Here is a 12611-nt window from a genome sequence, read left to right as displayed (position 1 = left end):
TGAAGCGCTCCGGCTTGCGGAAAAACCCAGGTGGTCAACTCACTAACAACGATCTGAGCGCCGAGGCTGCGCTGGATGTCAAAGGTAACGCTTCCAAAGCGGGTTGTGCAGACCTTCCTTAACTATTACTACGTATACATATACAAAGACTATAAAAACCAGAGACGCATCCACCAGGCTCGCCGCGTAAACGCGCATCGTCCATCAAGCCAGCGGTAAACAGATCTCCGTCAGCAATTCCGCAGGTGCTGTCTCCTTGGGGCTATTCAGATACTCCTCGAACGCTGGTGCATCCGCGGCTTCGCGACCCGACTGCACCAGCCACGTCCCGTACAGCCACTGATAAGCCGCGCGCATATCGCTATACGGCCCCTTGTGCCGCAACACCGCATACTCGCCGCCCTTTACACGCGCGACAGAAACGGGCGGACTCACCGTCACCGCCGTCTGAAGAGGGTGCGGTAACAGCACGCCCGCTTTCGAGCGCAAAGCATGCTCTTGCACCACGCCCGGATCGTCGTAGAAAACACCGACCATGCGCATATTCGCGGCGAGAAGATTGTGTGTTGCCAGCCAGCCGAATAGCGCATCGAATGCCTTGCCAATCTGCATATACGGTCCAACGTGATCGACCGACAAAATTTCCATCGGCTCGACATGACGGATCATCACTTCACGCGTGCTCATTTGATTGCCTCCAGAAAGCGCCGGACGATACCGGCTATGTGTACCTTGCTTGCGATACTGCGCAGGCGGCATGCCGAACGTCGCGCGAAACGTGCGGGAAATAGATTGCAGACTACTGTATCCCGCGAATCTGCAATGGAGGTCGAGCAAAACCAGTTAAGCGCTCACCGACAAACCCTTCCATCCCAAACGCACCGCCCCAACTTTGCCGAATTTCGATAACACCTCGAATAATGGCTCAATACCATCGGCGAAAGCCTGCCCGCCCGTCCGCGCACTACAAAGCGTTGCGGCGTCGAGCGGGCGGCAACCTCAGGGAGCGTCCGATGAAATCAGAGTCCACCCGTCAGCACGTCGGCAAAGTCACGCATCACGAGTTGAAGCAGACACTCGGCACATGGCAGCTTTGGGGAATCGCAGTCGGCCTCGTGATCTCCGGCGAATACTTCGGCTGGAGCTATGGCTGGGCGAGTGCGGGTACGCTCGGCTTCGTCGTCACGGCGATTTTTATTGCCGCGATGTACACCACGTTCATTTTCAGTTTTACCGAACTCACAACGTCGATTCCGCACGCGGGCGGCCCGTTCGCTTATGCGCGCCACGCGTTCGGCCCGGCCGGCGGTTATCTGGCGGGCGCGGCGACGCTCGTTGAATTCGTGTTCGCGCCACTGGCAATCGCACTCGCCATCGGCGCCTATTTGCACGTGCAATTTCCCGCGCTCGAACCGAAACACGCGGCGATGGGCGCGTATCTCGTGTTCATGGCGTTGAATATCGTCGGTGTGCAGATTGCGGCTGCTTTCGAGCTATGCGTGACGTTGCTCGCGATTTTCGAATTGCTCGTGTTCATGGGCGTCGTGTCGCCCGGCTTCCAGTGGTCGCATTTCACGAAGGGCGGTTGGGCCGGCGCGGACACGTTCAGTATGGGCTCCTTTCACGGCATGTTCGCGGCGATTCCGTTCGCGATCTGGTTTTTCCTCGCGATTGAAGGCGTCGCCATGGCCGCTGAAGAGGCGAAGAACCCGAAGCGCTCGATTCCGATCGCCTACGTCGCCGGCATTCTCACGCTGGTCGTGCTCGCCATCGGCGTGATGGTGTTTGCGGGCGCGGCGGGCGACTGGACCAGGCTGTCGAACATCAACGACCCGCTGCCGCAAGCCATGAAGTTCATTGTCGGCGAACATAGCGGATGGATGCACATGCTCGTGTGGCTTGGCCTGTTCGGTCTCGTCGCGTCGTTTCACGGGATCATCCTCGGGTATTCGCGGCAGATTTTCGCGCTCGCTCGCGCGGGCTATCTGCCGGAGTGGCTGTCGAAAGTGCATCCGCGCTTCAAGACGCCGCATCGCGCGATTCTCGCGGGCGGCGCGGTCGGCATCGCGGCGATTTACAGCGACGAGCTGATTCAGTTCGGCGGCCAGACGCTCACGGCGAACATCGTGACGATGTCCGTGTTTGGCGCTATCGTGATGTATATCATCAGCATGTTGTCGCTTTTCAGGCTGCGTCGCGCCGAGCCGGATATGGAGCGCCCGTTTCGCGCGCCGCTCTTTCCGCTGTTCCCGGCTTTCGCGCTCGTGGCCGCGGCGATCTGTCTGGCGACAATGGTGTACTTCAACTTTCTGGTGGCAATCGTGTTCGCCATTTTTCTCGCGCTGGGCTACGTCTATTTCCTGTTGACGCGCCATCAACGCGAAGCCGCGCCATCGGACGCGTTGCTCGAAGAATGATGGACACGAATGAAGCCGCTGCGCGCGTAGCGGCGTTGGAGTCGTAAAAATGAGCTATACGGAGACAATCGGCAGCCGCGCTTATCGCTTTGCCGATCTGAAGACACTCATGGCGAAGGCGAGCCCGCAACGTTCCGGCGATCAGCTCGCGGGCGTCGCGGCGGCGAGCGAGGAAGAACGCGTCGCTGCGAAAATGGCGCTCGCGCAAGTGCCGCTGCGCACTTTCCTGAACGAAGCGCTCATCCCGTACGAGAACGACGAAGTCACGCGGCTGGTGATCGACGATCATTCACCGCAAGCGTTCGCCGAGATTTCGCACCTGACGGTGGGCGATTTTCGCAACTGGCTATTGAGCACCACGACCGACGCGGACGCGCTCACGCGGATCGCCGCGGGACTCACGCCCGAAATGGTCGCGGCGGTGTCGAAGCTGATGCGCAATCAGGATCTGATCGCGGCGGCGCGCAAACGTCCGGTGATTACGCGCTTTCGCAACACGGTCGGATTGCCGGGACACCTGTCCGTGCGTCTGCAACCCAATCATCCGACCGACGATGTCAAAGGTATCGCCGCCTCGATGCTCGACGGCCTCATGTACGGCTGCGGCGACGCGATGATCGGCATCAATCCGGCCAGCGACAATCTTGCCGCCATCACCAGACTGCTGCTGATGATCGACGAGTTCCGCCAGCGCTATCAGGTGCCGACGCAATCCTGCGTGCTCACGCACGTCACCAATACGATTGCCGCAATCGAAAAAGGCGCGCCGGTCGATCTCGTGTTTCAGTCGATTGCGGGCACGGAGAAAGCAAACGCGGGCTTCGGCATTTCGCTCGCGCTGCTTCAGGAGGCCTATGAAGCGGGGTTGTCGCTGAAACGCGGCACGGTCGGCAGCAACCTGATGTACTTCGAAACCGGGCAGGGCAGCGCGCTGTCCGCCGACGCGCATTTCGGCGTCGATCAACAGACTTGCGAAGTGCGCGCCTATGCGGTCGCGCGCAAGTTCAATCCGTTTCTTGTGAATACGGTGGTGGGTTTCATCGGCCCGGAATATCTGTACGACGGCAAACAGATCACGCGCGCCGGTCTCGAAGATCACTTCTGCGGCAAGCTGCTCGGTGTGCCGATGGGTTGCGATATCTGCTACACGAATCACGCGGAAGCCGATCAGGACGACATGGACAATCTGCTCACGCTGCTCGGCGTGGCGGGCATCAACTTCATCATGGGCATTCCGGGCGCGGACGATGTCATGCTCAACTACCAAAGCACGTCCTTTCACGACGCGCTTTATGTTCGCGACGTGCTCGGTTTGCGCCGTGCTCCGGAGTTCGAAGAATGGCTTGAGTCGATGCAGATCGCCGACGCGCGCGGCTCATTGCTGAGCGCATCGACGCAACAGCCGCTGCTCGAAGGCGCGCGCGACTGGATGGGTATCGCATGAGCGACTTCCTCGAAAAGAACCCATGGAATGCGTTGCGTCAGTTCACCAACGCGCGCATTGCATTGGGACGCGCGGGCAACAGCTTGCCCACCGCGCCGCTGCTCGCGTTCAATCTCTCGCATGCGCAAGCTCGCGACGCCGTGCATCATCCGCTCGATGCCGATGCATTGCACGAGCAACTGCGCGCGCAAAACTTCAACACGCTCGACGTGCATAGCGCCGCGCCCGACCGCGAGCATTACTTGCGCCGTCCCGATCTTGGCCGGCGTCTGGCGGAAGACAGCCGAAGCGCGCTGGCGCGCCTATCCGACGAAACGCCCGACGTCGTGTTCGTGATCGGCGACGGGCTTTCAGCTTTCGCTGCATCCAGGCAGGCTGTTCCACTGCTGCAAGCCGTCACGCCACAACTCGCGGACTGGAAGATCGGGCCTGTCGTCGTTGCACGGCAAGCGCGCGTTGCGCTCGGCGACGAAATCGGCGAGTTGCTGCACGCGCAGCTCGTGGTGATGCTGATCGGCGAACGGCCTGGTTTGAGTTCACCGGATAGCCTCGGCATCTACGTCACGTATGCGCCGAAAGTGGGCTGTAGCGACGCGCAACGCAATTGCATTTCCAACGTGCGTCCCGAAGGACTCGACTATCCGTTGGCCGCGCACAAGCTGCACTATCTGCTTACGCACGCGAGGCGTTTGGGTTTGACCGGCGTGGGACTGAAAGACGATAGCGACGCCCTGCTGCCAGTCACGCCGGCCGCGCCCGAAATTAGCGGCGACTCAGATACAAGCGCGATCTAGACGGTCAATCACGCATCGGCTCGTTGCACTGGATGTGTTCCGAGCCACGCGTTTTCGTCGTCGTTGAAAAGACGGGAGCGCGTGAGGAAGCGCATTCCGCTCGGACGTTCGAGCGAAAACATGCCGCCGTTGCCAGGCACCACGTCGATGATCAGCTGCGTGTGCCGCCAGTACTCGAACTGTGAATCGCTCATATAAAACGGCACGCCTGCAATCGTGCCGAGCTTGACGTCGGACGAGCCGACCATGAATTCGCCTTGAGGAAACATCATCGGCGCGCTGCCGTCGCAGCATCCGCCGGATTGATGAAACAGCACCTCGCCATGTTCAGCGCGCAAGGTGTCGATCAATTCGATTGCGGCGGCAGTTGCAATTACGCGAGCTACTTCTTTTTCGTCGGCCATCACATGCCCTCGCGGAAATAGAGCGAGCCGCGTTATGCGGCCCGCTTCAGCAGAATCGCTAGGTTTTTAATGCTTAGAAGAAACCGAGTGGCTTCTCGCTATAGCTGACGAGCAGGTTCTTGGTCTGCTGATAATGGTCGAGCATCATCTTGTGATTCTCGCGGCCAATGCCCGACTGCTTGTAGCCGCCAAACGCCGCATGCGCCGGATACGCGTGATAGCAGTTGGTCCACACGCGTCCTGCCTGGATTTGCCGGCCGAAGCGATAGGCGCGTGTGCCGTCGCGCGTCCAGACGCCCGCGCCCAGACCGTAGAGCGTGTCGTTGGCGATGTCGAGCGCTTCTTCTTCGGTCTTGAACGTGGTGACGGACACCACCGGCCCGAAGATTTCCTCCTGGAAGATGCGCATCTTGTTGTGGCCGCGAAATACAGTCGGCTTCACGTAGTAGCCCTTGCTCAACTCGCCGCTCAACGTGTTGCGTTCGCCGCCGATCAGACACTCGGCGCCTTCCTGCTTGCCGAGATCCACATACGAGAGAATCTTCTCCAACTGTTCCTGCGAAGCCTGCGCGCCGATCATCGTTTTCGTGTCGAGCGGATGGCCTTGTGTGATCGCCGCCACGCGCTTCAATGCACGTTCCATGAAACGGTCGTAGATCTTTTCATCGATCAATACACGCGACGGGCACGTGCACACTTCGCCCTGATTCAGCGCGAACATCGCAAAGCCTTCGAGTGCCTTGTCGAAATAGCTGTCGTCCTGACTCATCACGTCGGCGAAGAAAATGTTCGGACTCTTGCCTCCGAGTTCGAGTGTGACCGGAATGATGTTCTGGCTCGCGTACTGCATGATCAGACGGCCGGTCGTGGTCTCGCCGGTGAAGGCGATCTTCGCGATGCGCTTGCTTGACGCGAGCGGCTTGCCGGCTTCAAGGCCGAAACCGTTCACCACGTTCAGCACGCCCGCGGGCAGCAGGTCCTGAATCAATTCGACCAGCACGAGAATCGATGCAGGCGTTTGCTCCGCCGGTTTGAGCACCACACAATTGCCGGCGGCGAGCGCGGGCGCGAGCTTCCAAACCGCCATGAGAATCGGGAAATTCCACGGGATGATCTGGCCGACTACGCCAAGCGGCTCGTGAAAGTGATAGGCCACCGTGTCATCGTCGATCTCGGAGATGGCGCCTTCCTGTGCGCGCACGGCGCCGGCGAAATAGCGGAAGTGGTCGATGGCAAGCGGAATGTCCGCGGCCATCGTTTCGCGCAGCGGCTTGCCGTTGTCGATCGTTTCAGCAATCGCGAGACGCTGGAGATTCGCTTCCATGCGATCGGCAATGCGATTCAGAATATTCGCGCGATCGGTCGTGGAGGTCTTGCCCCATGAGGTTTTCGCGCGATGCGCCGCGTCGAGTGCGAGTTCGATATCGGCTTCACGCGAACGCGGAATGGAGGTGAACGGCTCGCCTGTGATCGGAGAAACGTTGTCGAAGTACTCGCCACCAGCGGGCTTCACCCATTCGCCACCGATAAAATTCGCATACTGCTTTTTGTATGGGAATTCGGTCGTCAGAAACTGCATCTCTGCGTGATTCATCTGTGTGCTCCTCACATGTTTGAATGCGCGATGGTCGGCGCGCTAGTCGGCGCGATAGTGCGCTCGCTTGCAATCCGTTGAAACCGGCCGCGACACCGTAGAGCCAGAAGTGTGCCAATGCACCTGCGTGGTGAGCCGTGCACGCGGTACAAGCACTGGCGCACTGCATCGCGCGCGGAGTCGATGGAATCGTCCGCGCGAGGCGCGTCGTTTTTGATCAACGCGGTTGTTGCTGTTCACGAATTGAACAGACGCGAGGCGCGCATCGAAGCCAATGGCGCGCGAGGAAAGCGGATAACATCGGCATGGGACTTGCCTCGTCTTCCTGTTCGATATTCCATTGCGGATGCGCCATGACAATCGAAATCACCGGCAGGAGCGCGGCCGCTCTCGCGAGTCCGACGCTCGCGCCGCAGCCGAGCTTCCGCGTGCATACCCGTGTCGCTCACGACGCGGACGAACAGGCGCGCAATCTTCATGGCTGGCATCAGACCTACGACCAGTTGACCGCCGGCAGTTTTGTCGGCGGTCTGACGGAGTTGTGTCTGGATCACATGCAGGTGTTCGTCGAAACGACCAGCCACACGTTGCGGCAGACATGCGAAGTGCAGAAAGACGCCTACTGGTTCGGCATTCCGACCTGTCGCGAGGGATCTGGGCGCATCGACGCGCAGCCAATTACAAGCGATGCACTCGCATTTCGCCCAGGCGGCATCGAGTTCGAATTGCTGACCTCTTCGGGTTACGAGATTTTCGGCGTGGTCGTGAAGGGCGACGTGCTGCGCCGTTACGCGGCGCAAGTGGAGCGCGTCGGTCTCGCCGAACAATGGCCGGACACTCACGTCGTGCCGATCGGCACGGCGCGCAAGGAGCGTTTGTGCGCTTCGCTGCGTGAGCTTCTCGAAGCCGGCGCGGCAAACGCTGCACCGTTGTCGTCATGCGCGCGCAACAGCTTGCAGGCGTCGGTGCTCGCGTCGCTGTTCGACGTGGGCGCGTTGCCCGCCGCGGAACCGCCCGCGATGCCTTCGCGCGCGCGGCGCCAGTCGATCGTGTCGGAGGCGCGCGATTATGTGCTTGCCAATCGCGATCGCGCGCTCAGCGTGCCGGAGCTGTGCGAGCGTTTGCATGTGAGCCGGCGAACGTTGCAATACTGCTTTCAGGATGTGCTCGGCATGGCGCCCGCCACCTATGTTCGCGCGATTCGTCTGAATGGCGCGCGGCGCGATCTGGGCAACGCATCGTGTGAATCGCGTTCGGTGCAAGATGTGGCGGCGGCGTGGGGTTTCTGGCACATGAGCCAGTTTGCAACCGATTACCGCAAGCTCTTCGGCATGCGCCCTTCCGATACGTTAAAGGCCGCGCGCGGCGCGCATTAGCCAACTCAGCGCTGGCTCAGGGCGCTGTGCGCGCGAACTACTTGCGCAGCAGACGCAAGCCGTTCGCCACCACGATGAGACTCGCGCCGACATCGGCGAACACGGCCATCCACATCGTGCCGAGGCCCATCAGGGTCAACACCAGGAACACGCTCTTGATGCCGAGCGCGAGCGCAATGTTCTGCACCAGCACCGAATGCGTCGCTTTCGAAAGACGGATGAAGAGCGGGATCTTGCGCAAGTCGTCGTCCATCAGGGCGACGTCGGCGGTTTCGATCGCGGTGCCGGTGCCCATTGCGCCCATCGCGAAGCCGATGTCGGCGCGCGCAAGCGCGGGCGCGTCGTTAATGCCGTCGCCGACCATGCCGACAGTCGCGCCGTCTGCGGACCACTGCGCGATGGCATCCAGCTTGTCCTGCGGCAACTGATTGCCGCGCGCTTCGTCGATACCGACATGCTGCGCGATGGCCGCAGCCGTGTGCGGATTGTCGCCGGTGAGCATGGCCGTGCCGACGCCCGCGCGGTGCAATTCGGCAATGGCCGCGCGGCTCGTCTCCTTCACGGTATCCGCGACGGCGAACAGCGCGAGCACGCGTTGCGCGTCGATCAGCAGTACGACGGTTTTGCCTTCGCGTTCGAGCGCGTCGAGCCGCGCTTCGAGCGAAGGCGAGCAGCGTCCGAGTTCTTCGACGAGCCGATGATTGCCGAGCCAGTATCGCGCGCCGTCTATCTCTGCGCGAATACCGCGTCCTGCGAGCGCTTCGAACGAATCGACCGTGACGTTCGCCACGCCGTCGTTTTTCGCCGCGCTGGCAATCGCCATCGAGACAGGATGGTCCGAGCGCGCCGCGAGACTTGCGGCGAGCGTGCGGCAACGCGCGGCATCGGCATCGGCATCGGCGAATAAGGCGAATTCGGTTTGCACGGGTTTGCCGTGCGTGATCGTGCCGGTTTTGTCGAGCGCAAGGCGGCTCAGCTTGCGGCCTTGTTCGAGGTAAGCGCCGCCCTTGATCAGAATGCCTTTGCGCGCGGCCGCCGCGAGACCGCTGACAATCGTGACCGGCGTGGAAATCACCAGCGCGCACGGACACGCAATCACCAGCATCACCAGCGCCTTGTAAATCCACGCTTGCCACATTCCGCCGAAGAAGAGCGGCGGCACGAGCGCCACCACGAGCGCGACGGCGAATACCAGCGGCGTATACACGCGCGCGAACCGATCGACGAAGCGTTGCGTCGGGGCTTTCGTGGCCTGCGCTTCCTCCACGGCGTGAATGATGCGCGCGAGCGTGGTGTGGTTCGCTGCGGCCGTCACGCGATAGTCGAACGAGCCGGCCTGGTTGATCGTGCCGGCGAACACGGCGTCGCCCACAGTCTTGTCGACCGGCAGACTTTCTCCCGTGATGGGCGCCTGATCCACGCTCGAACGTCCGGCGACGATATCGCCATCGAGCGCGATCCGCTCGCCCGGCTTCACGCGAACCCGCGCGCCGGGCGCGATCATGCCGAGGTCGGTGAGCCGCCATTCGCCATCGGGCTGTTGCACGCTCGCCTGTTCGGGCGTGAGTCGCATCAGTCCTTGAATCGCGTGGCGGGCACGGTCGAGCGATTTCGCCTCGATCAGTTCGGCGACGGTGAAGAGCACCATCACCATCGCCGCTTCGGGCCATTGGCGCAGCAGCAGCGCGCCCGTCACCGCGATGCTCATCAGCGCGTTGATGTTGAGATTGCCGTTGCGGAGGGCGAGCCAGCCCTTGCGGTACGTCGTCAGGCCGCAGGAGGCGATCGCGAGGATCGCGAGACCTGCTGGCATCCAGGGCGGTGCGCCGAGCCAGCCTGCGGCCTCTGAAGCCGCCGCGGCGACGCCCGCGACGGCGAGCGGCCACCAAGGTTTGGGCGCGGCTTGCGGAAGCTGTTGCGCGGCAGTCGACGAGTTGGCCGAGCCGGGCGAGCCAGGCGAACCGGCCTCGGCCACTTCGGGCGAGAAGTCGAGTGAACGAAGCGCGGCGAGAATCGAGTCGAGCGCGCCGGGCGCGTGCACGACGGTCAGCACGCGCTGCATCAGGTTGAACTCCATGCTGCGCACGTCCGTCATGCGGCTGAATTTTGTGCGGATCAGCGCCTCTTCCGTGGGGCAATCCATCTGCATGATGCGAATCGCGGTGCGCACGTCGCCGCCTGCCGCTTCGGATGGCGGCAACTGCATTTGCACGGGCGCGGGCGAATGAGCCGACGCGCAGCAGCGGCTCGCGCCCGCATGAGCGTGTGCATGAGCATGCCTGTGATGCCCGTCGGCACGGGTTTCGAGTTCTTCGCGGCGGTCGGCGTTCGCCTCGCTGGCGTGCGGCATGGTGGCTTCCTCTTAGGATTTGTGGTCTAGTAAACACCTTGAAGCCACTACAAGGTCAAGACCGCTGTCGGGAGGGTCCATGAAAATCGGCGAACTGGCGAAAATCGCCCATTGCACGACCGAAACCATCCGTTTCTACGAGAAGGAAGGGCTGTTGCCCGAGGCGGAGCGCACCGAAGCCAATTACCGCAGCTATACCGCGAAGCATGTCGAGCGGCTGCGCTTCATTCGCAATTGCCGCGCGCTCGACATGACGCACGACGAAATCCGCGCGCTGCTGAGTCTGACGGACGCGCCGGCTAACGGTTGCGGCGGCATCAACGATCTGATCGACGAGCACATTGCGCACGTCGATACGCGCATCGACGAACTGCAGCAACTCAAGGCGCAACTCACCACACTGCGCGAGCAATGTCACGGCGAACAGGCCGTCGAAGATTGCGGCATCGTGCAGGGTCTCGCCGAGATGGATGTGAGCGCGCCGCGTGCGCGTCACACGCATCTTGGTTGAAGCGGCCAGTCGACTTAATCACCGAATCCAGTTGGAGAAGTAACGTGTTTACATGTAGAAATCAGTCCTGCGGCGCGCAGTGGGAGCAGTCGGACGTCGTCATCAAGAACGAGGGACAGGGCTTGCTGTTCCGTTGCCCGATGTGCGGCGCGCGCAATTACGTCGAGCATTTCGAAGGCGACGACGGCTCCGTGCTCTACGAGCAGATGGAAGGCCGTCCCTCGCCCGGCCCGATGGCCGAGTAGTCCTTTGCGTTCAGCCGATAACGAGCCATTACCTCATGAATAGTCCCACCACCGCCGGCGCGCCGTTTAGCCAGTTGCCGCTGCCCGCCGCCGCGCTCGCGAATCTCACGCAACTCGGCTATGTCGAGATGACGCCGATTCAAGCCGCGAGTCTGCCTATCGCGCTCGCCGGCCACGATCTGATCGCGCAGGCGAAAACCGGCAGCGGCAAGACCGCGGCGTTTTCGCTCGCACTGCTTGCCCGTCTCGACGCACGCAACTTCGCCGTGCAGGCAATGGTGCTTTGTCCGACGCGCGAACTCGCCGATCAGGTCACGCAGGAAATCCGCCGTCTCGCGCGCGCCGAGGAAAACATCAAGGTGCTGACCTTGTGCGGCGGCACGCCGATGCGTCCGCAAACCGCGAGTCTCGAACACGGCGCGCATATCGTGGTCGGCACGCCGGGCCGCATCATGGATCACCTCGAACGCGGCAGTCTGCCGTTGCAGTCGCTCAACACGCTCGTGCTCGACGAAGCGGACCGCATGCTCGACATGGGTTTCTTCGACGATATCGCCACGGTCGTCAGGCAATGTCCGAAAGAGCGGCAAACGCTGCTTTTTTCGGCGACGTATCCCGAAGGCATCGTCAAGCTGAGTCAGCAATTCCTCCGGAATCCGAAAGAAGTGAAGCTGGCCGAGCGGCACGACAATACGAAGATCCGTCAGCGCTTCTATGAAGTGACGGAAGACGAGCGCTTGCATGCGGTTGGCCAGTTGCTGAACCACTATCGTCCGGTGAGCACGCTGGCGTTCTGCAACACCAAGCAGCAGTGCCGCGATCTGCTCGACGTATTGCGCGCGCAAGGTTTTCATGCGCTCGCGCTGCATGGCGAACTCGATCAGCGCGAACGCGATCAGGTGCTGATCCAGTTCGCGAACCGCAGTTGCTCGGTGCTGGTCGCCACCGACGTCGCCGCACGCGGTCTCGACATCGCGCAACTCGAAGCGGTGATCAACGTGGACGTGACGCCGGACCCGGAAGTGCACGTGCATCGTATCGGCCGCACGGGCCGCGCCGATCAGGAAGGCTGGGCGCTCAGTCTCGCGAGCATGAACGAAATGGGCCGCGTCGGCAGTCTGGAGCAGGCGCAAAAGCGCGAGGTCGAATGGCACAAGCTGTCGGAACTCGCGGCGGACAGCAATGAACCGCTTTTGCCGCCCATGGAAACGCTGCAGATTCTCGGCGGCCGCAAGGAAAAAATCCGTCCCGGCGATGTGCTCGGCGCGCTGACCGGCGAGGCGGGTTTCGCCGGTTCGCAGATCGGCAAGATCAACGTGACCGAGATGTCGACCTATGTGGCGGTCGAACGCAGCATCGCGCGCGAGGCGGTCCGCAAGCTGAGCGCCGGCAAGATGAAAGGCAAGAAGGTCAAAGTCCGTCTGATGGACGACGCCTGATAGCGCAATGCAGACGGCGAAGGCTGCGCATGCGGCT

At 61.7% G+C, this 12611-nt stretch carries 11 protein-coding genes; 7 read left to right on the top strand and 4 right to left on the bottom strand.

Features of this window, described 5'->3' with window-relative positions; all coding sequences use genetic code 11:
• Positions 1-204: 204 nt before the first annotated feature.
• Positions 205-687, bottom strand: coding sequence for an AraC family transcriptional regulator (locus tag VOM14_RS25455; RefSeq protein WP_327631521.1), 483 nt, complete (start codon positions 685-687; stop codon positions 205-207).
• A gap of 326 nt (positions 688-1013) precedes the next feature.
• On the opposite strand from VOM14_RS25455, the gene eat reads away from it, so the two are divergent.
• From eat to eutC, 3 genes are read left to right on the top strand one after another with little or no spacing between them, the layout of a single operon-like run.
• Entirely contained in the window at positions 1014-2417 is a 1404-nt protein-coding gene (gene eat, locus VOM14_RS25450; RefSeq protein ID WP_327631520.1) for an ethanolamine permease, read from the top strand.
• Between the two features lie 49 nt (positions 2418-2466).
• Positions 2467-3861, top strand: a complete 1395-nt coding sequence (locus VOM14_RS25445; RefSeq protein ID WP_327631519.1) for an ethanolamine ammonia-lyase subunit EutB — start codon at positions 2467-2469, stop codon at positions 3859-3861.
• Positions 3858-4655, top strand: a complete 798-nt coding sequence (eutC, locus tag VOM14_RS25440; RefSeq protein WP_327631518.1) for an ethanolamine ammonia-lyase subunit EutC — start codon at positions 3858-3860, stop codon at positions 4653-4655. The genes VOM14_RS25445 and eutC overlap by 4 nt, the downstream gene beginning before the upstream one ends.
• 8 nt (positions 4656-4663) lie before the next feature.
• Here eutC and VOM14_RS25435 read toward each other — a convergent pair whose 3' ends face one another.
• Together VOM14_RS25435 and adh are read right to left on the bottom strand one after the other, a co-directional pair.
• Complete coding sequence (locus tag VOM14_RS25435) at positions 4664-5059, bottom strand: DUF779 domain-containing protein (RefSeq protein WP_327631517.1); 396 nt, start codon at positions 5057-5059, stop codon at positions 4664-4666.
• 73 nt (positions 5060-5132) lie between these two features.
• Entirely contained in the window at positions 5133-6653 is a 1521-nt protein-coding gene (adh, locus tag VOM14_RS25430; RefSeq protein WP_327631516.1) for an aldehyde dehydrogenase, read from the bottom strand.
• A gap of 353 nt (positions 6654-7006) precedes the next feature.
• Between adh and VOM14_RS25425 the strand changes: the two genes are divergently transcribed.
• Positions 7007-8029, top strand: coding sequence for a helix-turn-helix domain-containing protein (locus VOM14_RS25425; RefSeq protein ID WP_327631515.1), 1023 nt, complete (start codon positions 7007-7009; stop codon positions 8027-8029).
• Positions 8030-8066: 37 nt separating this feature from the next.
• Here VOM14_RS25425 and VOM14_RS25420 read toward each other — a convergent pair whose 3' ends face one another.
• Positions 8067-10379: a heavy metal translocating P-type ATPase gene (locus VOM14_RS25420; protein ID WP_327631514.1), complete on the bottom strand. Its 2313-nt coding sequence runs from the start codon at positions 10377-10379 to the stop codon at positions 8067-8069.
• A gap of 79 nt (positions 10380-10458) precedes the next feature.
• Between VOM14_RS25420 and cadR the strand changes: the two genes are divergently transcribed.
• The 3 genes from cadR to dbpA are packed head-to-tail and all read left to right on the top strand — an operon-like array spanning position 10459 to position 12574.
• Positions 10459-10890 (top strand): Cd(II)/Pb(II)-responsive transcriptional regulator, encoded by a 432-nt coding sequence (gene cadR / locus VOM14_RS25415; RefSeq protein ID WP_327631513.1) that lies wholly within the window; start codon positions 10459-10461, stop codon positions 10888-10890.
• A 44-nt stretch (positions 10891-10934) separates the two neighbouring features.
• The gene (locus tag VOM14_RS25410) at positions 10935-11135 is read left to right on the top strand and encodes a hypothetical protein (RefSeq protein WP_327631512.1); all 201 of its coding nucleotides are present in this window, start codon (positions 10935-10937) and stop codon (positions 11133-11135) included.
• Between the two features lie 35 nt (positions 11136-11170).
• On the top strand, positions 11171-12574 hold the full coding sequence (gene dbpA, locus VOM14_RS25405; RefSeq protein ID WP_327631511.1) for an ATP-dependent RNA helicase DbpA: 1404 nt from the start codon (positions 11171-11173) through the stop codon (positions 12572-12574).
• The last annotated feature ends 37 nt before the right edge of the window (positions 12575-12611 follow it).

The organism is Paraburkholderia sp. MPAMCS5, assembly GCF_036016995.1.
Lineage (GTDB): Bacteria > Pseudomonadota > Gammaproteobacteria > Burkholderiales > Burkholderiaceae > Paraburkholderia.
This window is presented reverse-complemented; position numbering and strand designations above follow the sequence as displayed.

What these genes read in the sequence shown, in the direction of transcription:
- adh (WP_327631516.1), bottom strand. Translation starts at nt 6,653, where the DNA reads ATGAATCACGCAGAGATGCAGTTTCTGACGACCGAATTCCCATACAAA.
- VOM14_RS25455 (WP_327631521.1), bottom strand. Translation starts at nt 687, where the DNA reads ATGAGCACGCGTGAAGTGATGATCCGTCATGTCGAGCCGATGGAAATT.
- VOM14_RS25445 (WP_327631519.1), top strand. Translation starts at nt 2,467, where the DNA reads ATGAGCTATACGGAGACAATCGGCAGCCGCGCTTATCGCTTTGCCGAT.
- VOM14_RS25420 (WP_327631514.1), bottom strand. Translation starts at nt 10,379, where the DNA reads ATGCCGCACGCCAGCGAGGCGAACGCCGACCGCCGCGAAGAACTCGAA.
- VOM14_RS25435 (WP_327631517.1), bottom strand. Translation starts at nt 5,059, where the DNA reads ATGGCCGACGAAAAAGAAGTAGCTCGCGTAATTGCAACTGCCGCCGCA.
- eat (WP_327631520.1), top strand. Translation starts at nt 1,014, where the DNA reads ATGAAATCAGAGTCCACCCGTCAGCACGTCGGCAAAGTCACGCATCAC.
- cadR (WP_327631513.1), top strand. Translation starts at nt 10,459, where the DNA reads ATGAAAATCGGCGAACTGGCGAAAATCGCCCATTGCACGACCGAAACC.
- VOM14_RS25425 (WP_327631515.1), top strand. Translation starts at nt 7,007, where the DNA reads ATGACAATCGAAATCACCGGCAGGAGCGCGGCCGCTCTCGCGAGTCCG.
- eutC (WP_327631518.1), top strand. Translation starts at nt 3,858, where the DNA reads ATGAGCGACTTCCTCGAAAAGAACCCATGGAATGCGTTGCGTCAGTTC.
- dbpA (WP_327631511.1), top strand. Translation starts at nt 11,171, where the DNA reads ATGAATAGTCCCACCACCGCCGGCGCGCCGTTTAGCCAGTTGCCGCTG.